Consider the following 22,532-nt stretch of genomic DNA (forward strand, 5'->3'; position numbering starts at 1 on the left):
CTGCTTTCCTCACGTTGACCTTCACCATGAAACAACTGCTCGACTTTATACCGTTAATTATTTTTTTCGTATTGTACAAAATGCACGATATCTATGCCGCAACTGGTGCTCTTATCGTTGCAACGGCAATTCAACTTATCATCACTTATTTGATCTATAAAAAAGTCGAAAAAATGCAATTAGTCACTTTTGTGATGGTAGCAATTTTTGGTGGTATGACCTTGTTTCTACACGACGATAACTTTATCAAATGGAAAGTGACCATCATTTATTTGGTCTTTGCCTTCGGTCTGGCTATCAGTCACCTGATCGGAAAGTCTGTAGTTAAAAGCATGCTTGGTAAGGAGTTAACCCTCCCCGATGTCGTTTGGGCCAAGGTAACTTGGGCTTGGGTTGTATTCTTCACTCTATGCGCAGGGCTTAACGTCTATGTCGCTTTCGAACTTCCTCTTGATGTTTGGGTAAATTTCAAAGTATTTGGCTTACTTGCCGCTACCTTCGGCTGGACACTGGTCACGGGCATTTATATCTACCGACATATGCCTAAGCAGGACAACGAGGCTAGCTCTAGCGATTAAACTCACTTTTTTGCTACAATCTTATTTTTCTAGCGGCCAACTTAGTCGCTGTATTCTTATCGCGGATGTCAATATGAACCAAGAAAAGCAGACCCCCAAAGGACAACTACTACTACGAACCCTCGCCATGCCCGCAGATACCAATGCCAATGGCGATATATTTGGTGGGTGGATCATGTCACAACTCGATCTTGCTGGTGGCATTCTGGCTAAAGAAATATCATCAGGCCGAATCGTGACTGTCTCTGTTTCAAGCATCACGTTTAAAAAGCCTGTGCGTGTTGGCGATGTGGTATGTTGTTACGGCGAATGTACTAAAATTGGTCGCACATCGATGAGCATTGATCTTGAGGTGTGGGTTAAACCTGTCAAAGAAAACGGACTGGAAGATCGTTATATGGTCTGCGACGCAACGTTTAATTATGTCGCGATCGATAGCGATGGTAGACCAAGGCCAATCGTGTAAACCCTTAACGTTATCGCAACATCTAACGTTCAGCGCTTTTCAATCGCGTCGATTAGGGTAAAGTAATCATACAGTCACTAGTATTAGTAAAAAGGAAGTCACCTATGTGGTACGTCATCTTTTCCCAAGACGTAGAAAACTCTCTTGAAAAGCGTCTTAGTGTACGCTCAGCTCACTTAGCTCGTTTGCAAGATCTGCAAAATGAAGGTCGTTTATTAACTGCGGGGCCTATGCCAGCTATTGATTCCGACAACCCTGGGGAAGCCGGTTTTACTGGTTCAACGGTAATCGCCGAATTTGATTCACTCAAGCAAGCACAAGCGTGGGCCGATGCAGACCCTTATATTGAAGCAGGTGTTTATCAAAGTGTTATCGTAAAACCATTTAAGAAAGTATTCTAATGATCAGTTCCTCAGTCAAAACATCAGCACTATTAGCCATACTCGTCACTCTTCTCGCAGGATGTTCATCTACAGAGATGGAGAAACAACACCACCTTTCAATGGTTGCAGAAAATCGCGCCAGTTTACTCGCTTCGGAATTACCGATTGAAGCGGGCCCTCTGTCGATTCTTAGAGCAACAGCTAACCAAACAACCATTGAAATTATGATGGTATATAATCAGGAAGCTAAAGGGGCGAAACCGATCGATCAAGTACTTAAAACAAGTATTCGTGCTTACTGCGACAATCCTGAAACTAAGAAAAACCTCGACGTGGGTTTAAGTTATCGCATCAAGATGCGTAATAGCCGTGGTCAACTGATGGCCGATGAGCTCATTACGTCTCAACGATGTAGCCAACAAAGTCAGTAAGCTGTAAATAGAGAATCCTAATAGAAACCTTGTCGCGACAAGGTTTTTCTTTATTTGATAGTAAAAACATTAAAGAACAATATATTACTATTGCTTTTTAACCTCGATTTAACATTGACTCTATACTACCAAAGTAAGCTATCATAAGCATATGCTGACTAACTCTCAGCTAATCAATACAACTTCGGAGTTATTATGAAAAAGATTCTTACTGCAGTGGCTATCACAACAGCGTTAAGCTCTTCGTTTGCTATCGCCGCAACACCCGTTATGTTTTCATCACTTAACGATTTCAATGCGCCTGATAACACTCAAGTGGCAGGCGTTCGTCTATCGGCTCTTCACGGCAAAGTAGACAGTGTTAAAGGTGTCGATTTCTCTATTATTGGTTTATCTGAAACCAATACCACGACAGGTGTTAATTTTGGCCTTTTCTTAGGTGCTTCAAAAGTCAATCAAGAGATGACTGGTGCGTCTCTCGGACTACTGAACTGGAACGAAGGCCTAACAACCGGTGTCAACTTGGGAGCCGTTAACCTCACCAAAGACGTTAAAGGTGCAAACGTGAGTTTTGTTAATTATTCTGAAGGCAACACTATGGTTGACGTTGGCGCCGTAAACTTATCTAGTGAATCAACAGTACAAGTTGGTGTTTTCAATAAAACAACCAAAATTGAAGGCGTTCAAATCGGTTTAATCAACTGTGCTGACAATGGCTTCTTACCATGCTTCCCAATCATTAACTTCGGTATGTAGTCCCAACAGCGCCTCGTACAGCGAGGCGTTATTGCAACACCACTTTGTGAATTTTTTATTTCATTGTGTTACCCACCCCATCAACACAATCCTCGTCAAATCAAAACGATAGATTTCAAATTATTTCGACTGTGAATTTTTGTAACTGTCTTTTATGTCAAATTGCTCACTTTTTACTCAAAACACATTGACGCCTGCGGGTTCAACTCCTAACTTTTCATATTAGTGTCACAACTAGGAGGATCACTGCATGAAACGCGCAAGCAACTCGTACCGTCTACAAATGATTAAAGAAGTCGCCACTCGCCAACAACGGCTCAAAGGCACGGATCAGATGGCGAGTTATATTCAACACCTTCTCGATGATGAACGGCACGATGTTAAAACCAGCGAGCTCAATCACCGATTTTCTGGTTGTCACTTTGATGAACACGCTGGTGGTTGGGTCAGTGACCATTGGGGACTTAAATAAGTTGAGTAAAATCTATCGCGATGAGAGGTTCTTGCTCAAGACGAAACAGAATCTCTCTACGTTGATGCTCTGGTAGTTTATACCACTGATAACGCTCCTCTCTTGATCGACCGCAGCCAATACACATCCCCGAGCTATTCGTTTGACATACCCCAATGCAAGGGTTGTCACATGAACTTGGTATCGTCATAGTAAACCTACCAATAAAGTACACGATAATTAAGCTATAGCTAATAGAGAGGAAAGTGTAAACCTTTTGATTTTAAAAAAGATCTTGTTGCGGGTTATCATCAAGGTTAGGTGGTATGTTTTCAGCACGCTGTTGTTTTATTTTACGCAAATAACGCTGTCGACAGAGTTTAATCACATGCAGTTGCTGTGTTGGGGTCATTGCTAGCCAGTTAAAGCGCTCTTCCCGTTTGCGCATGCAACCCTGACAATAACCTTTGTCATCGACGGTACAGACGCCAACACAGGGGCTAGGGACGGTGAAAAACTCTAATTGTTCCAAACAATTTCTCACTATAGGTTGATGCGATAAAAACACTCTACGTCATGTATAACTTCATGTTTATCAATAAGTTTTAATATGTGACCCAGACCAAACTATGACTTGCTATTGACAAAAATACACTTTTATTCACTATACTGCTGTCACTGCGCCATCCATAGTGGTGTGTTTATCAATTTATTGGAGTTGACAATATGAAGCTTAGCCCAAAAATATTACTTGCCGCAATTAGCCTCCCTTGGGTTGTTACTGCGTGTACCTCGAACGGTGACAACACCCCTCAAATTACGGCACAGGACCTCCAACATCATAATTGGGAGCTAGTGAGTATTAATGGTAACCCGATTAAACTGACAGAAAACCAGACTGCGCCACGTTTAGAGGTCGGCGAAAAAATGACCGCCAATGGCAATGCAGGTTGTAATAACTTCTTCGGTCAAGCGGAACTGAATGAAAATAAATTTCGCATCGAAAAAATGGGCATGACAATGAAGATGTGCGTCGGCGATCTGATGGATGTTGAGCAAGCTTTTTCACAAACACTGTCTAACTGGAGTGATATGTCACTGACCAAGGATAGCATGGTGCTTAAAAACGACATCCATACACTGACTTTTAAACTTAACGACTGGAAAAACTGATCGTTATAAATCTCGTTTTGAAGCAGCCCAAGTGGCTGCTTTTTTGTATTCATTCATCTCTGTGCAAACATCTCTACAACATTCCTCTCAAATCTATAATAAATCACTCTTTTTTAAGTCATAATGAATAGATAACTAAACTACCCCGGTCTAGTAACCTAACCGATATAAATAACTCAATTAACAGGGACGATTATGACAAGGCTGATCACTTTACTCTCTTCCATTGCACTCTCCTTCTCTGCCATAGCAGCAGAAAGTTGGCAGCAAACGCTTGACGAAGCCAAAGGGCAAACTGTCTACTTTCACGCATGGGGAGGCAGTCAAGAAATCAATCGTTACATTCAATGGGCTGGTCAAGAGATTAAAGCCAACTATGGCGTTGAACTTAAACATGTAAAAGTCACCGATATCGCCGAAACAACCACTCGCCTAATTGCCGAAAAAGCCGCAGGAAAAAATCGCGGTGGCAGCGTTGATATGGTTTGGATTAATGGTGAAAACTTTAAATCAATGAAGGATAACCAACTATTGTTTGGCCCTTTCGTTGCAAACCTGCCTAGCTGGCAATATGTCGATAAATCACTACCTGTAGACGTCGATTTCACCGAGCCGACACAAGGGCTAGAAGCACCATGGGGGGTAGGTCAGCTGGTATTTATTCACGATAAGCTATCGCTTAATAACCCACCACGTTCGTTTTCTGAAATGCTCAGCTATGCCAAAGCGTACCCAAACCGTCTAAGCTACCCACGTCCACCTGAGTTTCATGGCACCAGTTTTCTCAAAGCGCTCCTCATTGAACTAACGGACTATGACCAAGCACTTTCAGAACCCGTTGACCCCGAGCGCTTCCAACAAGTGACGGAGCCTTTGTGGAACTACCTTAATCAGTTTCACACTGTCGCATGGCGTGGCGGTAAGCAGTTTCCAGCCGGTACATCAGAGTCAATACAACTGCTCGATGATGGTCAAATTGATCTCGCGCTCACTTTCAACCCTAACTCCGTCTACTCCGCACAAGCAAACGGAACACTGGCACCGAGCACTCAAGTCTACGCTATGGAGCAAGGAGCATTGTCGAATATTCACTTCCTTGCCATACCATGGAATACCAACGCTGCCGCGGGTGCTCAAGTCGCGATTAACTTTTTACTCAGTCCTGAAGCCCAGTCACGTAAAGGTGACCTCAATATTTGGGGAGATCCATCAGTATTGAGTAGTCAATACTTAACGGGTTCGGCGAAAGAGACGCAGCAATTCAAGTCTATTGACGAACCGCACCCAAGCTGGCAAGCCGCTCTTGAGAAAGAGTGGTTGAAACGCTACGGAAGCTAGCTCATACCATGTTAAGAACGTTGTATTGGATTCTTATCGCCGTTTGCATCCTTCCGACCATCCCGGGATTACTCGGGGTGGTTTTCTCTGCACTGGGTTACATTCCCCCGGTTGGGTTAAACCAATTCTCTTTTGACGGCTTTTATGCCGTATTCGATTGGCAAGGGGTAGAAAAATCCATTGCCATAACAATATATACCACCCTAGTGAGTTGCTACCTTGCCTGTATGATCACATTCGCTGTCTTACAGGCGACTTGGCACAGCAAGTTTTGGCGCAAAGTAGAAGTGAGCTTGGCACCACTTCTCGCCATGCCACACGTCGCGTTTGCTATTGGATTTGCGTTTCTGTTTGCCCCGACAGGCATGGGGATTCGAACCCTTAGCCAATTGTTCGATTATGACCCAAATACTCAATCCGTTGAGCAGTTAGCATGGCTAGTTAAAGATCCCATTGGCGTTGGTTTGATCGTTATGCTCGCACTCAAGGAAGTGCCATTTTTGCTATTGATGAGTATTCCTATCTTAAACCAGTTAAATGTTGATAAATATGAGAAGCTGAGTCACTCATTGGGTTACAGTCACGCTCAAACTTGGTGGAAATGCATTTTCCCTCAATGGTTGGCTAAACTTCGCTTTCCGCTATTTGCTGTGATCGCTTATAGCCTCTCGGTAGTAGACGTCGCGTTAATTATTGGACCAACAAATCCACCTACCTTTGCCGTTCTCGTTTGGCAGTGGTTTAACGATCCAGACTTATCACTGCTGCCTCGTGCTGCCTCCGGCGCTGTGGTTTTGTTTCTAATAGCCTCAATACTGATTGGTTTTACTCGCTCGGTGGAGTGGTTTATCACCAAAAGATGGCGAAGTTGGCAAACCTCTGGTCGTGGCGGCATCGCCTTACCAGGCAAGAGTCTATTTAGTATCATTACGTTATTAACGTTACTCATGGCACCGCTATTAATTATATGGAGCTTTGCCCAGCGTTGGCGTTTTCCAGATTTACTCCCAAGCCAGTACAGTTTACGCTTTTGGCAGTACGAATGGCACAGTGTCGCAAGTACCGTACAGCAAAGCATGCTGATCGCGATGATGAGTGCCAGCATCGCGTTAATACTCGGATTGGTTGCTCATGAATACCACCTTCGTCACCGTTGGCGTATACCCAGCTATGTCATTGCTATCCCCATGTTAATTCCACAACTATCGGTTTTGTTTGGTATGCAAGTCGCGACCTTGTATGTCAGTAGTGGCAACTATTTATTTTGGGTTATTTGGTCGCATGTTTTCTTCGCCTTCCCATTTGTCTATTTATCGCTTGATGGGCCATGGCGAAGTTTTGATAACGGCTTAACTCGCGTGGCTTTAAGTTTGGGCAAATCTCCACTTCAAGTCTGGTTTAACATCAAATTGCCACTGCTACTCCCTGCCGTTGCCTTTGCGTGGGCGGTTGGTATCAGTGTTAGTTTGGCACAATACCTCCCGACCCTAATGTTGGGCGCAGGACGCATCAGCACCATTACAACCGAAGCGGTTGCGTTATCAAGCGGTTTTGATCGACGTGTCACCGCCATTTACGCTCTGTGGCAAGCGTTGTTGCCTCTGCTGTTTTTCTCATTTGCGATTTTGCTTAGCCGTTTACAGGCCAAATATCGCCGATTGTCTATAAAAGGTTTACTGTCCAATGAGTCTGTGTCTCGAAAACCTCACCATCCATAAAATCAATGGTGACCCATTATTCCCTGCATTGAATATCACAGTGCCACCAGGAGAAATTGTGACCTTAATGGGGCCAAGTGGCTGCGGAAAATCAACCTTATTGGATACGATTGCAGGTCATCTGAGTGCTGAATTTCGCTATTCGGGCGCAATCACGCTGAACGACATCAAGCTAGATAGTGTTCCGGCACACAAACGTGAAGTAGGAATACTGTTTCAAGACGATTTACTTTTCCCACACTTATCGGTTTGGGAGAACCTCGCATTCGCTTTACCAGACTCCGTGAAAGGCGCCGAACGCCAACAACGGGCAACACAAGCACTCAAGAACATTAATTTAACCAAGCTTGCTTACTCGTACCCCGAACAAATTTCTGGCGGTCAACGTGCGCGAATTGCATTAACACGCATGCTATTGGCAGAACCAAAAGCGGCCTTACTTGATGAGCCATACAGTAAATTGGACAAAGATCTCAGGGTTCAATTTCGAACTTGGGTGGTAGAACAACTCAAACAAGCCAATATCCCAACGTTAATGGTCACTCACGATGAAGCCGATATTGCTCATGGCAGCCGCTGCTTAACGTGGCCATGGGAGAATAACCATGCTTGATAGAGTGAGTATCAAACTAATTCGTGCTCCCCTTGCTTTGACTGCTAAAGGACTCAACCGTTTAGGGGCTACCGCCAACCAAACCACACTGTTTGGTTTTGCACTCGGGGTATGCGCTTTTCCAGCTGTGGTCACGGAACACTATCTCGTCGCTTTGTTGTTTATCGTCTTAAACAGAATCTGTGATGGGCTGGATGGCGCTCTGGCCCGCATTCAAGGCATCACCGACGCAGGCGGATTCCTCGATATTTGCCTCGATTTCCTATTTTACTCTCTGATCCCGTTTGGTTTTGCTTTAGCCAATCCAGAGCAGAATGCGGTCGCGAGCGCGTTTTTGATTTTCTCTTTTATTGGCACAGGTTGTAGTTTCCTCGCGTTTGCGGTGATGGCAGGTAAACGCGGCATTGAAAACCCTGTGTATAAAAATAAATCACTTTATTACATGAGCGGTCTGACGGAAGGAACAGAAACCATTGGTTGTTTTGTGTTTTTCTGCCTATTTCCACACCACTTTGCCCTCATCGCCTATCTGTTTGGCGCCGCGTGCTGGTTTACCACCTTCACTCGCATCTACTCAGGGTTTCATACTCTCAACTCATAAATTTGTAGAGCGGTCAGTTTCATCTGAGCTGACCGCTCTATTTAGACCAGCAAGTTATTGATAACAAGCGTCATCAGCAACCCAGCAACAAAACTTGGCAAATGCCAACGGCTTTGCTTATGGCGATATACCTGCGTGGGCATCTCTTCTTGATAGCTCTTTACTGCTAGCTCTTTTATATAGGTATTGTGCATTTACCCTCTCCTATTGGACCTCAATAAGACCAAGATAAAAGCTCAAGTTAAGTTGAGGTCAATAGAGAATGTAGATTAATTGCCATTGATTAGGTTTATTCATCAGTATCGGCACACAAACCATTGATCGTCGTCAACCAAACATCAAACTAAATTCCATTTTGATGTTCAAATGACATCAGCTTGATAGCATAACACCATTGCTTATCAGCCAAGGATTGTCATGTCGCCCACTCTAGACCACGTTCTGCTCAATATCGCTCTTAACCTCAATTCCAGTCGTTCACACGATCAGCAATACCAGAGTTTGATTGATGGCGTTACGCAAGTCTTTCCCTGTGATGCCAGTTGTTTGTTCATTTTTGACCAAGATGGCTTTTTAACTCCAGTGGCAGTCAAAGGGCTATCCAAAGCCGTATTGGGTCGACGCTTCTTTCCTAAAGCTCACCCACGACTCGAGGCGATCATTCAAAGCCACCAGCCTGTACGTTTTGATGCGAACTCTCCTCTGCCCGACCCTTTCGATGGCAGCTTAGTCAGCCATGACACCTGTATCGATGTGCATGACTGTATGGGTTTTAGTTTATTTGTTGAAGGACAGTTAGTTGGGGCTTTAACCATAGATGCCCTTACTGTTGGTGCCTTCGATAACCTTGACCCAACGATTATCGATACCTTCGCGGCACTCGCGGCGGCGACACTGCGTAATATTTCACAAGTGAAAGCACTGAAGGCGCAGCATCGTCAGCAAAAAAACGTTACTCAGACCTTAATTCAGCAAGCTCGTTCAAAGCACAGCGAAATGGTGGGCTTAAGTCCGCAAATCAATCAGCTGCGCAACAATATTGCCACAGTTGCTAAGTCCGATTATGCCGTGCTGATCACCGGCGAGACCGGCACCGGCAAAGAGTTAGTCGCCCATGCCGTACACGCCCAATCCCATCGCAGCGATAAACCGATGATTTACGTCAATTGCGCCGCACTGCCAGAGGGCTTAGCAGAAAGCGAGCTGTTCGGACACGTAAAAGGGGCATTTACCGGAGCCAATAGTCATCGAACAGGAAAGTTTGAACTGGCCAATGGTGGCACAATATTTCTCGATGAAGTGGGAGAACTGCCGCTATTGCTTCAAGCCAAGTTATTGCGAGTCATTCAGCAAGGTGAACTGCAACGGGTCGGGAGCGACCAACATCTGTTAGTCGATGTGCGAATTATCGCTGCGACTAACCGTCAATTAGAGCAAGAAGTCGAGTCAGGCCGTTTTCGCGCAGACCTGTTTCACCGTTTAAATGTATTTCCGATCCATGTGCCAGCGCTACGACATCGTGAAGGTGACATCGAGGTGCTCGCAGGCTATTTATTGGAAAAAGTGCGCGCACAATTTAATGCGCCCAACCTCCACGTCCATCCTAAGGTGTTGAACCAGCTCGAATCACTGCCTTGGTATGGCAATGTTCGCGAGCTTGAACACACCTTAACCCGCGCGGCGTTATATGCAATTCAGCAAGACGCCAATACCATCATGCTCAATCATTTTGATACCTCGCTGACGGTCAATGATGTAAAAAACACATCAAAGCACTTACCGACGCAAAGCCAACCGATGCGTGAGTTGGTTGAATGCTATCAACGCGATTTAATTGAGCATGCCCTAAAGCAAGCTGACGGAGTCTGGGCGAAAGCCGCTGAGTTTTTGCAGATGGACCGAGGCAACCTTTATCGCATGGGTAAAAAGCTCGGGATTAAGGCCTAGCCTAGCGACTGCTCTCACCGCACCTGATTCACCATGCAGTAACAATCAACACGGATTATCGTCAACAACGCGACATATTGGCGATAATCCTTTTTAATCAGTGGCTAACAAACGCTCCATCAATATGAAAGACAACTGTCTGCTTTATCGCCAAGCTTGATTTGCGCGATGTATTATTGACATCAAGGCCGTTGTAAAAATACATCAACTCACCAAAAATAATTAAAAAAGATTATATTTTTCAACAAGATAAAACCTGGCACATAACCTGCTATCCAGTGACCCACAAACAACTAATACCACAACCACTGGAGAACCCAATATGTTCTGTATTCAATGTGAACAGACAATCCAAACCCCGACAGTTAAAGGCTGCTCTTTTACTCAAGGCATGTGTGGCAAAACATCTGAAGTTTCTGATCTACAAGACGTGTTGGTCTATACGCTGCAAGGGGTTTCTTTTTGGGCATCGAAAGCACTCGACTTTAATATCGTCAATGATGAAATTAATCAATGGGCACCAAAAGCCTTCTTCTCAACGTTGACCAACGTTAACTTTGACCCTCAGCGTGTGCTTGAATTCACTTCTATCGCAGAGACTTATAAAGCAGCGCTCAAGCAGCAAGTCATCAGCGCGGCAACGCTGAACGACGAGACACTTGGGACACTTCCTGCGGTTGCGCTATTTGAACTTCCTGCAGATGCTGAGCAAATTTTAACGATAGCACCTCAAGTAGCCGTCAATCGTGGTAAAGACCAAGTTCATGAAGATGTGATTGGTCTGCGCCTACTGTGTTTATATGGTTTGAAAGGCGCAGCGGCTTACATGGAGCATGCACGCGTCTTAGAGCAAACTGACAATGACATCTATGCCGAGTACCATGAAATTATGGCGTGGCTTGGCACCGATCCACAAGATCTTGGCCAGTTACTTGATTGTTCAATGCGTATCGGTCTGATGAACTACAAAGTGATGGAAATGCTCGATCACGGCGAAACCGCGACTTTTGGTCACCCAGAGCCGAGCACGGTTAACGTCAAGCCGGTAAAAGGCAAGTGTATTCTTGTTTCCGGTCACGACCTACACGACCTCGAGAAAATCCTTCAGCAAACCGAAGGCAAAGGTATTAATGTCTATACCAATGGTGAGATGCTTCCTGCGCACGGCTACCCTGAGTTGAAAAAATACTCTCATTTGGTGGGCAACTACGGTAGCGCTTGGCAAAACCAGCAAAAAGAGTTTGCTAACTTCCCTGGTGCGATTGTTATGACCTCGAACTGTTTGCTTAATCCTAATCTTGGCCAGTACGCAGATCGTTTATTTACACGCAGTATTGTTGGCTGGCCGGGCGTGGCTCATATCGAGGGTGACGATTTCAGCCAAGTGGTTGAATGCGCGCTCGACTTACCGGGCTTCCAACACGACGAAATTGAGCATCACATCACCGTTGGCTTTGGTCGCAACGCCCTAATGAATGCCGCCCCTGCCGTGATTGATCAAGTCAAACAAGGCAACATCAAGCACTTCTTCTTGGTCGGTGGCTGTGATGGCGACAAAGCAGAACGAAGCTACTACACAGACTTCACAGCGCAAGCTCCTGAAGATACACTGATTCTGACTTTGGCCTGTGGTAAGTTCCGCTTCAACAAGAACACATTTGGTGAGATCAACGGGATTCCACGTCTATTAGATGTCGGCCAATGTAATGACGCTTATTCTGCCATCCAACTGGCACTGGCACTCGCCAAAGAGTTCGACTGCGACATCAACGATCTTCCGCTGACATTGGTGCTGTCATGGTTTGAGCAAAAAGCGATCGTCATACTACTTACCCTATTTGCCCTAGGCGTAAAAGGCATCTATACCGGCCCGACAGCACCGGCCTTCTTAACACCGAACTTGCTAGCGATTATTCAAGACAAGTTTGATATGCGCAGCATTGGCAATGTAGAAGAGGATTTAAAAACCATCCTAGCCGCATAACACCATAGGTTGTACGCCCCCCTAATCTCAAACTGGGGGGCGATAGATAAAACCAGCAAAGAGATCCTTATGTTTTTTCAATGGCAAGACCATCACCCTGTCACACTGATCTGTATCGACAAGTACTACGAGACTAACGATGCAGTCAGTATCAAGCTGGCAGATTTATCTGAGTCGCTTCTATTTGAGTTCAAAGCCGGACAATTTATTACTCTTGGCGTCGACATCGACGGCAAGACAGAGTTTCGTGCCTATTCACTCTGCTCGCAATCAGGCGATGACCACCTCCAACTCACGATCAAACGAGTAGAGGGTGGTAAAGTCTCTAACTTCATCCTTGATAAGTTGATGGTCGGAGATACACTGCAAGTCCTTCCACCGAAGGGGGATTTTAACTGTATCGATCACCCTCCTTGCGTTCACCAAGGGCAAAAGAAAGCTTTATTAATTAGCGCTGGATGCGGCATCACCCCCGTTATGGCAATGGCAAAGCAATGGTTAAACAGTGATGAGTTGGTGGATATTGAGTTCCTGCATATTGCCCGCTCACAACAAGAGACAATTTACTTCGATTTGATCGAAACCTATCACGCTGCCTACGATCATTTTCACCTGCGCTTGCTATTGAAAAATCGCGAAGCGACGGACTACCCTGAAGGACGCTTAAACGCCGTCTGGTTACAACAGCTTGTGCCAGACTTTAAACAGCGGACGATCTATCTGTGTGGTCCAAACCAGTTTATGCAAGATGTGCGACGTTATTTCACTGATCTCGATTTCGACATGAGGCACTTTTTCCAAGAGAGTTTCACACCAACACAACAGACGCAACAAGAGGTCAGTAGTGAACAGGTCATGGTTCAAGTACCTGACTTGGCTACGTCAATTGAAGCCAATAAAGGCGATCTGCTAGCGGATGTATTGGAGAATGCTGGACTGCCTTTGATTGTAGCTTGTCGCAGCGGGATCTGCGGCTCGTGTAAATGCAAAGTCAGCCAAGGTGCGGTGACATCAACCAGTCAAGAGACACTGACTGAGCAAGAACTTGAACAAGGGTACGTATTAGCTTGCTCATCATCACTTGAATCCGATGTCAAAGTGCAACTTGGCTAGTTAAGTTTAAACGCAATAAAAAAGCGCCCTGAGGCGCCTTAATTATTTGAAACGCAACACCTTAAGCGCCGCTTCGCTGTCAATATCCGCAAACTCTGGCGGATTGTCTAAGCGTTCGACAAAACTCAGTTGAGGCGCTTCTTCTTGCATACTCTCAATCAAAAAGTCACTCGTCACCTGAGGCGAATTCACGCACGCGATCACTTCCCCACCATCGCAGAGCAACTCTGGAAGGCGACGCAGTATCCGTTTGTAATCCTTAGTTAAAGCGAAACTGCCTTTTTGAAACGAGGGTGGATCGATGATGATTAAATCATACGGCCCTAAACGCTTGATCTTGCCCCATGAACGGAAAATATCGTAAGCCAAAAACTTCACTTGGTTAAGGTTATGCTGGTTTAAATGATGATTGTCACGCCCTTTGCTCAACGACGAGCGCGCCATATCAACGTTGACGACCTGATCCGCACCACCGTCAATGGCGGCAACCGAAAACCCGCACGTGTAAGCAAACAGGTTCAAAACATTTTTTTGGCTCGCATTCACTTTGACCCAATCGCGTCCAAAGCGCATATCAAGAAACAAACCGAAGTTTTGATTGCGACCAATATCAAGCTGGTACTTAAGCCCTGACTCTTCGACGACCGGACGATTGTCAAGCTCACCCCAGATGATTTCAGAGGGCGCACCTTGTGCATATCGATGTTGTACAACAATCGCACGACCATTTTTTTCCTGCCATAGGCTGGATTGAGTCAGCTGATCAAGACCTTGTTTCAGCGCGGTAACGAATGTCTCGTCAACGCCTTTAAATACATTGACGATCAATTGGCCTTGAATCCAATCACAGGTCAATTGTTCTAATCCTGCAAAACGGCGGCCACGCCCATGAAACAAGCGGCGCACCTCATTGGGCGCAATGGCGAGTTGCTGAGTCAACTGTTGAAAAAAAAGTGGTAATTGTGACGCTTGCATTGCGTATTCAGCGTCTATTTGTTTATCGTCGGCCATGATAACTCCCATGGTTTAAGCCAGGTTTCAATGCTCTGACTGGTATTTTCTTGATGCCATTTTTCGCCCAGATCAGCATAGTTGCGAGGATCACAAACAAAACAGTACTCTTGTTGCTGATATTGAAAACGCAGCACGAAGGCGTGTAGGTAACCACGATCGGCAATATTTGACGGGTTATAAATCGGATCGCCTACAATCGCAGAGCCCACCGACTTCAGTGCGACTCGTATTTGATGAGTCTTGCCAGTATGGGGCTTACATAAAAAAAGCCTTTCTCCCGGCTCAGATGCCAAAGAGAAAAACTGTGTCACAGCAGGATTGTCATGAGAGTTGATAAGCTTCCAAGCAGAGCGGCGAGAGCGTTGCATATCGCCACTCACTAGCCCTTGCTTTTTCTTCGGTTTTTTACTGCCGATCGCCAGATAAAACTTGGCGACCTGCCGCTTGGCAAACTGCTCGCTCAATTCTCGCGCTGCTTTGTTATTGCGACCAAGTAACAAAATTCCCGAGGTCATTTTATCTAAGCGATGAATCAAATAAAGCTGCTGATCGCCGCTCTCTTTGGCGACTTCCTGCAGCAACATCGTTTCGCCATCATCTTTGTGTACTGAAACATTAGGATGTTTATTAATGACCAAAAAATCGCGGTGAGTGTGTAAAATATCAAACATTGGCATGGCTCCGTTTCGGAGGCAAGAGTATACCGTTTCTCACGCTGAAAACCAGTTCACGCTGAGGGCAACTCAGCAAAATACATCTTACTAGCGCCCATAAAAAAGCCTCCAACGAAGGAGGCTTTCGGTAACATTTTACTTGGCGAATTATAGCTTCTTAGAGAAGATACCCGCTAAAGCGATAATGCCGATACCCAGTAACATGATTTCGCCTTTACCGCTGTCGAAACCAGACTTGATCCCCATAAAGGCAACAATTGCGATTGCCACAGGAATGATGTACTTAACTAGGCTGTACCATAGACCAAAGAGTGGGAAAGAAACTTCACCATCATTGGTCACTTCTTTCTCAAGCTCAGAGCGAGATAGACGCCAGCCAGCAAAAATACATACCAACATACCGCCAACAGCTAGGAAGATCTTATCCGTCAGTAGGTCGAAGATATCAAACGCACCAGTACCAAATAAGGTAGGGCCAACACCGCCAAGCGATAGAGAAGCAAACACACACAGTGATGCCATCACAGCGCTAGCACTGATAACCGCTGTCGAACGCTTAAGACCTTTCTCATCAATTAAGTAAGAGACCACAACTTCCAACAGTGACACTGAAGAGGTCAACGCCGCTACTGTCAAACCGATGAAGAACATCAGAGCCAATAGTAGACCAATAACGCCACCCATCTCAGCAAACAGTTGTGGAACCACTACGAAGACGAGACCTGGGCCTGCCGCAGGCTCCATGCCAAATGCGAACATTGCAGGGAACATTGCCACACCAGCAAGGATAGCGACACCGGTATCCATTGCCGTCACCATACCCGTCGTTTGGACTAGGTTCTCTTTCTTCTTCAGGTAAGAACCGTAGGTCATCATACAACCCATACCAAGAGAGAGAGAGAAGAAGGCTTGGCCAAGCGCCGCTAGAACCACGTTGCTGTCAACTTTAGAGAAATCCGGCATGAATAGGAATTCTAAACCTGCCATCGCGCCCGGAAGCATCAAACCCTTGACTGATACCACGATCAGGATCAAGAACAGCAGTGGCATTAGGATCTTACCCGCTTTTTCGATACCGCCTGAAATACCTTTCATAACGATAGCGATGTTAAGCATCAAGTAAATACCCATCCACATCAGTGGTTGAACTGGATCAGAGATAAAGCCGCCAAAGCTATCACCAATCGCTTCAGGGGTACTTAATAAACCGCCGCCCACTTTGAAGATATAAGCGAGAGCCCAACCACCTACCACTGGGTAAAAACCCATAATCAGTAGGCCACTGAGAACCCCCATCACACCAGTAAATGTCCAACGACGATCGGTCGATTTAAAGGCACCTACTGCTGATAGACCTGTCTTACGACCAATAGCGAACTCTGTCAACATCACGCTAAAGCCGATAAAAATTACAAAAATGAGGTAGATTGCAACGAACGCGCCGCCGCCACTTTCACCTGCTGTGTAAGGAAATTTCCATATATTGCCCAAACCAACAGCAGAACCTGCTGCGGCCATAACGAAGCCTAATTTAGACCCCCACGTATCACGGGGCTGTGCACTTGTACTTGTAGCCACGGTTACTCCATTAAATCGTTTTTTTAAGTTGTGTTTGCTTCTGTTAGGCGTCTAAAAAATGTGCGTATAATTATTTTTACACTTAATAGAATTATCAACGACGCTAACGTTATGGCAAGTAAACCAGTTTAGGATTAAAATTGGAAGCCCATTTAGTGCATTTTCCCACCACAAATGTAATTATTATGTTTAAATGCTGCTTTTTTGGCCTTTAACATCCACTATGCACCATCATTTACATTCCTATAACATTATTGTTCTTTTTGCAGACAATTGCACTTACTGACCTTGTTCTTACAAATCATGCTTGTTCTCACCCTCTCTCGGTTCTAAGATTGAGGAGCATATTTTTATCTAGGTTACTGAATGGAAAAGTTTTATCACTTTCTAACACTGGCAAGCATTGGTTTTTACTGGATACTGGTCGCTGGGGTGACTATTCGCGTAGTGCTCAAACGACGGGCTGTCAGCGTATCTTTAGCTTGGCTGATGATCATCTACATCATCCCGATCGTCGGTGTCGCTTGCTACTTCTTGTTTGGTGAACTGAATCTTGGCCGAACCCGAGCAGAGCGCGCCAAAGAGATGCTCGCACCATTTGCGGAGTGGTTTTCCAACCTAAATGATTGCAACGCGCACTCACCCGAAAGCTTTGGTCGGCATATTTATCGTATTGATGAGCTGTGTAACAACCGTTTAGGTTTACCGGCACTGTCCGGTAATTCATTGTCACTGCAAAACTCACCTGAACAAATTCTCCACTCAATCATTCAAGATATCGAAAATGCTCAATCGAGTATTCGCATGGTCTTTTATATTTGGCACCCAGGCGGGCTTGCAGATTCAGTTGCATCCGCCCTTATTCAAGCCTCTAAAAGAGGTGTCAACGTTAAGTTATTACTCGACTCCGCTGGCAGCCCGCGCTTTTTTCGCAGTGAATGGTACAAAATGATGCGCGGTGCGGGTATTGAAGTGGTGCAAGCGCTGGAAGTAAGTCCATTGCGTATTTTTCTGCGTAGGCTCGATCTGCGCCAGCATCGAAAAATCATTGTGATTGATGAAGAAATTGCCTATACCGGCTCAATGAATATGGTTGATCCTGCCTACTTCAAGCAAAACTCAGGTGTGGGTCAGTGGATTGATATCATGGTACGGATCACAGGACCGACGGTGAACGTACTCTCGGCCATTCACTGCTGGGATTGGGAGGTCGAGACGGGCTCGCGCACTTTTCCTAAATTGCCAGAGTGTCAGATTGAAACCAATCAACCTAAACAGCCAGTACAGGTGGTTCCATCAGGACCAGGAATGCCTGAGCACCTTATTTCTCAGGTATTGACCTTAGCGATCAATCAAGCCAACCACTCGGTACGCATCACGACACCGTACTTTGTACCAAGTTCTGACTTATTGGAAACCTTAAAGATGACCGCCCAGCGGGGAATCGAGGTTGAATTGATCATTCCGCACAAAAATGACTCCATGATGGTTCAATGGGCATCACGCGCTTTTTACAGTGAACTACTCACTGCAGGAGTAAAAATCTATGAATTCTATGGTGGTCTGCTACACACTAAATCGGTGGTGATCGACAAAGAATTTTGCCTAGTCGGCACGGTTAATATGGATATGCGCAGTCTGTGGCTCAATTTTGAACTGACATTGGCGATTGACGACCCAGCATTTACCAAAGAGATGTATTGGCTACAGCAAAGTTATATTGATCAAGCTCACCCTGTCGAGCTAGCTCAATGGAAACAACGCACCATCTTTTCACGCTTCTTCGAGCGAGTCTTCTATCTATTTAATCCACTGCTGTGATCCCTCTTGCTATTGACGCGTTGCCATGTTTTAAATAAGGCAACGCGTTATTAGATAAGGACTTCCAATGTCACAAAGTAAGCAAACTAAGTATGTCACCGCAGGTCGCGACAAAAAGTGGACCAACGGTGTGGTTAACCCACCCGTGCAAAGAGCCTCAACCGTGGTTTTCGATACGGTGGCAGAAAAGCATCACGCCACCGTCAATCGTGCCAATAAAACGCTCTTTTATGGTCGCCGTGGCACCCATACTCATTTTGCCTTCCAAGACGCCATGACTGAAGTTGAAGGTGGCGCTGGCTGTGCCCTTTACCCTTGTGGTACTGCGGCTATTTCAAATGCTATTTTGGCCTTTGTTGAAAGTGGCGATCACGTATTGATGGTCGATACGTGCTATGAACCTACCCGTGATTTTTGCGAAATCATGCTGAAAAAAATCGGCGTGGAGACGACTTATTACGACCCAACGATCGGTGAAGGCATCCGCGAGCTGATTCAAGACAATACCAAAGTGCTGTTTCTTGAATCTCCGGGGTCAATTACCATGGAAGTTCAAGATGTCCCAACCTTAGCCAGTATCGCTCATGAGCATGATATTATCGTCATGCTAGATAACACTTGGGCGGCCGGCGTGAATTTTTCTCCATTCGATCACGGAGTCGATATCTCGATACAAGCAGCAACCAAATACATTGTCGGTCACTCTGATGTCATGCTTGGCACCGCGGTGGCAAGTGAACCTTATTGGGAGCAATTACGCGAGCAAAGTTATTTAATGGGTCAGTGCGTCTCACCAGACGACGCTTACCTTGGCTTGCGTGGTATTCGAACCCTCGATGTGCGCTTACGTCAGCATGCAGAAAGCAGTCTCAAGATCGCTCAATGGCTACAGAGCCGTCCAGAAGTTGACCATGTCCGTCATCCTGCTCTTGAAACGTGTCCCGGTCATGAGTTTTTTGTCCGTGACTTTACTGGTGGTAATGGCTTGTTTTCGTTCGTACTTAAAACCAGTTATCCACGTGCAACTACCGCTTTGTTAGACAGCATGCAACATTTCAGTATGGGTTATTCTTGGGGGGGATTCGAGAGTTTGATTTTGGCTAACGAACCAAAAAGCTTCACAAGTCTTCGTACTGTCGCCAATCCAAACTTTGATGGAACCCTAATTCGCTTACATATCGGCCTAGAAAACGTTGACGATCTGATCGCTGACCTCAAAGCGGGCCTAGAGCGATATAATGCCGTGATGCTAGAAAAACCCGTTAGCGTTTAACAAAGCTTATAAATCATCAGCCTCGCCTCGCGAGGCTGTTATTGCCACAATCCGCAACACCTCATCCACGTTCATGTTCAATATTGCTGTTGAATTTTGACACAAACTCATTATTTAACATCTTATTAACGCTTACTATTTCTTATCTCTCCTTTTTTCTTCTAGTTTTTAACTCTCAACAAGAGGTCTAACCAGAGGAACCTGCTTTGAAACTCACCTACTCACTTATACTTAGCTGTACACTGCTTTTGGCCCAGCCTTTTATGGCGCTTCAGGCCCACGCTGGTAATTATACGCAAACCCAATACCCGATTGTGTTAGTTCATGGCTTATTTGGTTTTGATAAGCTCGCAGGAGTCGATTATTTCTATGGTATCCCTCATGCGCTCACCAAGGATGGAGCAACGGTCTATGTCGCTCAGGTGTCTGGAACCAACAGTAGCGAAGTGCGCGGCGAGCAACTGCTATCGCAAGTAGAAACAATACTCGCAGCCACCGGTGAGGAAAAAGTCAACTTGATTGGGCATAGTCATGGTGGGCCGACAGCGCGTTATGTGGCCTCTGTCAGACCTGATCTCGTCGCGTCAGTAACGAGCATCGGCGGAGTGCATAAAGGCTCTAAGCTCGCCGACTTAGTGCGAACCAATGTTCGTGAAGGCTCTGGGCTAGAAGCGCTCGGTGTCAAACTTGCCGACGGACTCACTTCATTGATTAACCTGCTCTCTGGCGGCCAAGGCTTAGAACAAGATGCTTTGGCATCCCTTGACGCTCTAACCACTCAAGGCTCATTGGCGTTTAATCAACATTACCCTGAAGGTGTGCCAACCAGTACCTGTGGTGATGGCGATTGGCTCGCAAGTAATGGGGTTTATTATTACTCATGGACGGGAGCCGCTACGTTTACCAATTTACTTGATCCAACCGATGGAGCCATGACAGTGCTAGGATTGGCTTTTGATGAGCCTAATGATGGCCTAGTCGGCACATGCAGTACCCATTTAGGCAAGGTGATTCGCGATGACTATCGCATGAATCATCTTGATGAGATTAATGGTCTACTCGGCATTCACCACTTGTTTGAAACGGATCCGGTCACCTTGTATCGACAGCACGCTAATCGCTTAAAGCTGCAAGGCTTGTAGAGCGTTGATAATGAAAAAGATCGCATTGGTTAGCCTAGTGATTGCGCTGAGTGTTTACTTCAGCGCGATCGCCTTCTTTACTGAAGAACCACTTGTCTCAGCCCCCATCACACTTGCACCCTCTCAGTATGATATCGAACCCGATACCAGTTCTGAGAAATCTTTTTATGACTACGCATTGTCAAGCCTTGGTGAACGCAATATTGAACAAATACAACAGCATGTCAGTCAACAAGCCAACAACAATGACATGGTTTCCATTACACCCGAGCTATTTACGCTTTATTTAGACTATAAAAGTGCTTTGATGCAACTTGACCCATTGCCCTCTGACTCAATTAACGCGCTTGCACTTGAGCAGTTGGATATTGGTATCCTGACACTGCAACGCCAATTTTTTACTCCGCAACAAATAGCCTTATTGTTTACCGATGAGAACCATTTACGCCAATTGGCGATTGAAAAAGCGTGGGCGGCTGAGAGCAGTTTGAGTAATGAACAGCAACAGCAACTGCTAGAAGATAAGCTATTAACAATGCCCGACTACATTCAACGGGCCGAAAGCAATACTCAACTGTTAACTCAGTTAAATCGTTTACCTGAGCACAACAATCAACAGCGTTATACCACAAGCATCGAATTAGTCGGCCAACAAGGCGCTGAACGCTTAGCCGCTCTTGATAAACAGCGCGCAACATTCCAAACCGAGCTGACGCACTACCTGGCGATCAGGCAACAATTACTCACCAGTGCATCAATCACGGATCCATCACTTCAAGTTCAGTTAAACGAGCTTAGACAGCAACACTTCGCCACTAAACAACTCAAGCGTGTGGAAGCATTGGAGCGACTTTACGACCAAGGTTTACTCGAGGCACCTTAAGATGACTTTTTAGGGCATGTCACTAAGTGGTCATCAACCATCCCGACTGCTTGCATAAAGGCGTAACAGATGGTTTCGCCGACAAACTTAAAGCCGTTTTTCTTAAGGAACTTGCTCATCGCCTTTGACTGCTCAGTTGAGGTCGGCACATCACTCATCTTTGACCAATGATTGATCACAGGCTTGTGATCAACAAACTGCCACAACGCCTTGGATAAGCTGCCATATTGCTCGATTAACGCCTGCGCTGCACGCGCATTACTAAACACAGAGGCAATCTTACCTTTGTGTTTAACCACATCAAAACTCTCAATAATAGGCATAACCTGCGACTCATCGTACGTGGCTAACTTGGCTAAATCATACCCTTCGAACGCCGCGTGATAACCCGCTCTTTTTTTGAGAATGGTGATCCAACTCAACCCTGCTTGAGCTCCTTCAAGGGTGATAAACTCAAATAACACCTTATCATCATATACAGGCACTCCCCACTCGCTATCATGGTAGCTGCGCTCTAATGGATGATTCATTGCCCATGCACAAGTGTGGTCTTGGCTCATACTGACTCTCCTGAAAAAACGCCCCCGACAAAGTC

At 45.6% G+C, this 22,532-nt stretch carries 25 protein-coding genes; 18 read left to right on the plus strand and 7 right to left on the minus strand.

Going from position 1 to position 22,532, the window contains the following annotated elements; translation table 11 throughout:
* The first annotated feature begins 26 nt into the window (after positions 1 to 26).
* From BS19_RS07760 to BS19_RS07785, 6 genes are all read left to right on the plus strand, one after another.
* Positions 27 to 578 carry a septation protein A gene (locus BS19_RS07760; protein WP_038174447.1) on the plus strand — a complete coding sequence of 184 codons (552 nt, stop codon included), beginning with the start codon at positions 27 to 29 and terminating at the stop codon, positions 576 to 578.
* Positions 579 to 651: 73 nt separating this feature from the next.
* Positions 652 to 1,044 carry an acyl-CoA thioester hydrolase YciA gene (gene yciA / locus BS19_RS07765; RefSeq protein WP_038174448.1) on the plus strand — a complete coding sequence of 131 codons (393 nt, stop codon included), beginning with the start codon at positions 652 to 654 and terminating at the stop codon, positions 1,042 to 1,044.
* A 104-nt stretch (positions 1,045 to 1,148) separates the two neighbouring features.
* Positions 1,149 to 1,445, plus strand: a complete 297-nt coding sequence (locus BS19_RS07770; RefSeq protein WP_038174449.1) for a YciI family protein — start codon at positions 1,149 to 1,151, stop codon at positions 1,443 to 1,445.
* Positions 1,445 to 1,858 carry a GspS/AspS pilotin family protein gene (locus BS19_RS07775; protein ID WP_038174450.1) on the plus strand — a complete coding sequence of 138 codons (414 nt, stop codon included), beginning with the start codon at positions 1,445 to 1,447 and terminating at the stop codon, positions 1,856 to 1,858. Before BS19_RS07770 ends, BS19_RS07775 begins: the two co-directional genes overlap by 1 nt.
* 195 nt (positions 1,859 to 2,053) lie before the next feature.
* Positions 2,054 to 2,614, plus strand: coding sequence for a VC2662 family protein (locus tag BS19_RS07780; RefSeq protein WP_038174451.1), 561 nt, complete (start codon positions 2,054 to 2,056; stop codon positions 2,612 to 2,614).
* Positions 2,615 to 2,864: 250 nt separating this feature from the next.
* Positions 2,865 to 3,086, plus strand: coding sequence for a hypothetical protein (locus BS19_RS07785; protein WP_038174452.1), 222 nt, complete (start codon positions 2,865 to 2,867; stop codon positions 3,084 to 3,086).
* Here the strand turns inward: BS19_RS07785 and BS19_RS19775 are convergent.
* Together BS19_RS19775 and BS19_RS07795 are read right to left on the minus strand one after the other, a co-directional pair.
* Positions 3,079 to 3,276, minus strand: coding sequence for a DUF1289 domain-containing protein (locus BS19_RS19775; protein ID WP_038174453.1), 198 nt, complete (start codon positions 3,274 to 3,276; stop codon positions 3,079 to 3,081). The two genes, BS19_RS07785 and BS19_RS19775, sit on opposite strands and share 8 nt — an antisense overlap.
* 72 nt (positions 3,277 to 3,348) lie before the next feature.
* Positions 3,349 to 3,597, minus strand: coding sequence for a DUF1289 domain-containing protein (locus BS19_RS07795; RefSeq protein WP_038174454.1), 249 nt, complete (start codon positions 3,595 to 3,597; stop codon positions 3,349 to 3,351).
* 194 nt (positions 3,598 to 3,791) lie between these two features.
* Between BS19_RS07795 and BS19_RS07800 the strand changes: the two genes are divergently transcribed.
* The 5 genes from BS19_RS07800 (at position 3,792) to BS19_RS07820 (ending at position 8,508) form a co-directional block, all read left to right on the plus strand.
* Entirely contained in the window at positions 3,792 to 4,238 is a 447-nt protein-coding gene (locus BS19_RS07800) for an META domain-containing protein (RefSeq protein ID WP_038174455.1), read from the plus strand.
* A 195-nt stretch (positions 4,239 to 4,433) separates the two neighbouring features.
* Positions 4,434 to 5,576 carry an ABC transporter substrate-binding protein gene (locus BS19_RS07805; protein ID WP_038174456.1) on the plus strand — a complete coding sequence of 381 codons (1,143 nt, stop codon included), beginning with the start codon at positions 4,434 to 4,436 and terminating at the stop codon, positions 5,574 to 5,576.
* An 8-nt stretch (positions 5,577 to 5,584) separates the two neighbouring features.
* Positions 5,585 to 7,294, plus strand: coding sequence for an ABC transporter permease (locus BS19_RS07810; protein WP_038174458.1), 1,710 nt, complete (start codon positions 5,585 to 5,587; stop codon positions 7,292 to 7,294).
* Positions 7,260 to 7,907: an ATP-binding cassette domain-containing protein gene (locus tag BS19_RS07815; RefSeq protein WP_038174459.1), complete on the plus strand. Its 648-nt coding sequence runs from the start codon at positions 7,260 to 7,262 to the stop codon at positions 7,905 to 7,907. The genes BS19_RS07810 and BS19_RS07815 overlap by 35 nt, the downstream gene beginning before the upstream one ends.
* A complete protein-coding gene (locus BS19_RS07820; protein ID WP_038174460.1) occupies positions 7,900 to 8,508 on the plus strand; it encodes a CDP-alcohol phosphatidyltransferase family protein in 609 nt (202 codons plus the stop codon). Before BS19_RS07815 ends, BS19_RS07820 begins: the two co-directional genes overlap by 8 nt.
* A gap of 41 nt (positions 8,509 to 8,549) precedes the next feature.
* On the opposite strand, the gene BS19_RS20380 is transcribed toward BS19_RS07820, so the two are convergent.
* Positions 8,550 to 8,702, minus strand: a complete 153-nt coding sequence (locus BS19_RS20380; protein WP_169739007.1) for a hypothetical protein — start codon at positions 8,700 to 8,702, stop codon at positions 8,550 to 8,552.
* 223 nt (positions 8,703 to 8,925) lie between these two features.
* Between BS19_RS20380 and norR the strand changes: the two genes are divergently transcribed.
* The 3 genes from norR (at position 8,926) to BS19_RS07835 (ending at position 13,552) form a co-directional block, all read left to right on the plus strand.
* Complete coding sequence (gene norR / locus BS19_RS07825) at positions 8,926 to 10,455, plus strand: nitric oxide reductase transcriptional regulator NorR (RefSeq protein WP_038174461.1); 1,530 nt, start codon at positions 8,926 to 8,928, stop codon at positions 10,453 to 10,455.
* 322 nt (positions 10,456 to 10,777) lie between these two features.
* Positions 10,778 to 12,439 carry a hydroxylamine reductase gene (gene hcp / locus BS19_RS07830; protein ID WP_038174462.1) on the plus strand — a complete coding sequence of 554 codons (1,662 nt, stop codon included), beginning with the start codon at positions 10,778 to 10,780 and terminating at the stop codon, positions 12,437 to 12,439.
* Between the two features lie 69 nt (positions 12,440 to 12,508).
* Entirely contained in the window at positions 12,509 to 13,552 is a 1,044-nt protein-coding gene (locus tag BS19_RS07835; RefSeq protein ID WP_038174463.1) for an FAD-binding oxidoreductase, read from the plus strand.
* Between the two features lie 42 nt (positions 13,553 to 13,594).
* Here the strand turns inward: BS19_RS07835 and BS19_RS07840 are convergent, their stop codons facing one another.
* The 3 genes from BS19_RS07840 to BS19_RS07850 form a co-directional block, all read right to left on the minus strand.
* The gene (locus BS19_RS07840; RefSeq protein WP_038174564.1) at positions 13,595 to 14,527 is read right to left on the minus strand and encodes a class I SAM-dependent methyltransferase; all 933 of its coding nucleotides are present in this window, start codon (positions 14,525 to 14,527) and stop codon (positions 13,595 to 13,597) included.
* 14 nt (positions 14,528 to 14,541) lie between these two features.
* Positions 14,542 to 15,237 carry a TIGR01621 family pseudouridine synthase gene (locus BS19_RS07845; protein WP_038174464.1) on the minus strand — a complete coding sequence of 232 codons (696 nt, stop codon included), beginning with the start codon at positions 15,235 to 15,237 and terminating at the stop codon, positions 14,542 to 14,544.
* 150 nt (positions 15,238 to 15,387) lie between these two features.
* A complete protein-coding gene (locus BS19_RS07850) occupies positions 15,388 to 16,818 on the minus strand; it encodes a sodium-dependent transporter (RefSeq protein WP_038174465.1) in 1,431 nt (476 codons plus the stop codon).
* 366 nt (positions 16,819 to 17,184) lie between these two features.
* Between BS19_RS07850 and cls the strand changes: the two genes are divergently transcribed.
* The 4 genes from cls to BS19_RS07870 all read left to right on the plus strand — a co-directional run bounded on the left by cls (position 17,185) and on the right by BS19_RS07870 (position 21,937).
* Entirely contained in the window at positions 17,185 to 18,639 is a 1,455-nt protein-coding gene (gene cls / locus BS19_RS07855) for a cardiolipin synthase (RefSeq protein WP_038174466.1), read from the plus strand.
* A gap of 67 nt (positions 18,640 to 18,706) precedes the next feature.
* Entirely contained in the window at positions 18,707 to 19,912 is a 1,206-nt protein-coding gene (locus BS19_RS07860; RefSeq protein ID WP_038174468.1) for a cystathionine beta-lyase, read from the plus strand.
* A gap of 263 nt (positions 19,913 to 20,175) precedes the next feature.
* Entirely contained in the window at positions 20,176 to 21,054 is an 879-nt protein-coding gene (locus BS19_RS07865) for a lipase family alpha/beta hydrolase (RefSeq protein ID WP_157631155.1), read from the plus strand.
* 10 nt (positions 21,055 to 21,064) lie between these two features.
* Positions 21,065 to 21,937 carry a lipase secretion chaperone gene (locus tag BS19_RS07870; protein ID WP_038174470.1) on the plus strand — a complete coding sequence of 291 codons (873 nt, stop codon included), beginning with the start codon at positions 21,065 to 21,067 and terminating at the stop codon, positions 21,935 to 21,937.
* Here the strand turns inward: BS19_RS07870 and BS19_RS07875 are convergent.
* A complete protein-coding gene (locus BS19_RS07875) occupies positions 21,934 to 22,497 on the minus strand; it encodes a DNA-3-methyladenine glycosylase I (RefSeq protein ID WP_038174471.1) in 564 nt (187 codons plus the stop codon). The two genes, BS19_RS07870 and BS19_RS07875, sit on opposite strands and share 4 nt — an antisense overlap.
* Positions 22,498 to 22,532: the final 35 nt, after the last annotated feature.

It is taken from the genome of Vibrio pacinii DSM 19139, assembly GCF_000711795.1.
Lineage (GTDB): Bacteria > Pseudomonadota > Gammaproteobacteria > Enterobacterales > Vibrionaceae > Vibrio > Vibrio pacinii.

Bases quoted from the DNA above. Each gene is read 5' to 3' on its own strand.
- BS19_RS07760 (WP_038174447.1), top strand. From the start codon at position 27: ATGAAACAACTGCTCGACTTTATACCGTTAATTATTTTTTTCGTATTG.
- yciA (WP_038174448.1), top strand. From the start codon at position 652: ATGAACCAAGAAAAGCAGACCCCCAAAGGACAACTACTACTACGAACC.
- BS19_RS07770 (WP_038174449.1), top strand. From the start codon at position 1,149: ATGTGGTACGTCATCTTTTCCCAAGACGTAGAAAACTCTCTTGAAAAG.
- BS19_RS07775 (WP_038174450.1), top strand. From the start codon at position 1,445: ATGATCAGTTCCTCAGTCAAAACATCAGCACTATTAGCCATACTCGTC.
- BS19_RS07780 (WP_038174451.1), top strand. From the start codon at position 2,054: ATGAAAAAGATTCTTACTGCAGTGGCTATCACAACAGCGTTAAGCTCT.
- BS19_RS07785 (WP_038174452.1), top strand. From the start codon at position 2,865: ATGAAACGCGCAAGCAACTCGTACCGTCTACAAATGATTAAAGAAGTC.
- BS19_RS19775 (WP_038174453.1), bottom strand. From the start codon at position 3,276: ATGACGATACCAAGTTCATGTGACAACCCTTGCATTGGGGTATGTCAA.
- BS19_RS07800 (WP_038174455.1), top strand. From the start codon at position 3,792: ATGAAGCTTAGCCCAAAAATATTACTTGCCGCAATTAGCCTCCCTTGG.
- BS19_RS07805 (WP_038174456.1), top strand. From the start codon at position 4,434: ATGACAAGGCTGATCACTTTACTCTCTTCCATTGCACTCTCCTTCTCT.
- BS19_RS07810 (WP_038174458.1), top strand. From the start codon at position 5,585: ATGTTAAGAACGTTGTATTGGATTCTTATCGCCGTTTGCATCCTTCCG.
- BS19_RS07815 (WP_038174459.1), top strand. From the start codon at position 7,260: ATGAGTCTGTGTCTCGAAAACCTCACCATCCATAAAATCAATGGTGAC.
- BS19_RS07820 (WP_038174460.1), top strand. From the start codon at position 7,900: ATGCTTGATAGAGTGAGTATCAAACTAATTCGTGCTCCCCTTGCTTTG.
- BS19_RS20380 (WP_169739007.1), bottom strand. From the start codon at position 8,702: ATGCACAATACCTATATAAAAGAGCTAGCAGTAAAGAGCTATCAAGAA.
- norR (WP_038174461.1), top strand. From the start codon at position 8,926: ATGTCGCCCACTCTAGACCACGTTCTGCTCAATATCGCTCTTAACCTC.
- hcp (WP_038174462.1), top strand. From the start codon at position 10,778: ATGTTCTGTATTCAATGTGAACAGACAATCCAAACCCCGACAGTTAAA.
- BS19_RS07835 (WP_038174463.1), top strand. From the start codon at position 12,509: ATGTTTTTTCAATGGCAAGACCATCACCCTGTCACACTGATCTGTATC.
- BS19_RS07840 (WP_038174564.1), bottom strand. From the start codon at position 14,527: ATGCAAGCGTCACAATTACCACTTTTTTTTCAACAGTTGACTCAGCAA.
- BS19_RS07845 (WP_038174464.1), bottom strand. From the start codon at position 15,237: ATGTTTGATATTTTACACACTCACCGCGATTTTTTGGTCATTAATAAA.
- cls (WP_038174466.1), top strand. From the start codon at position 17,185: ATGGAAAAGTTTTATCACTTTCTAACACTGGCAAGCATTGGTTTTTAC.
- BS19_RS07860 (WP_038174468.1), top strand. From the start codon at position 18,707: ATGTCACAAAGTAAGCAAACTAAGTATGTCACCGCAGGTCGCGACAAA.
- BS19_RS07865 (WP_157631155.1), top strand. From the start codon at position 20,176: ATGGCGCTTCAGGCCCACGCTGGTAATTATACGCAAACCCAATACCCG.
- BS19_RS07870 (WP_038174470.1), top strand. From the start codon at position 21,065: ATGAAAAAGATCGCATTGGTTAGCCTAGTGATTGCGCTGAGTGTTTAC.
- BS19_RS07875 (WP_038174471.1), bottom strand. From the start codon at position 22,497: ATGAGCCAAGACCACACTTGTGCATGGGCAATGAATCATCCATTAGAG.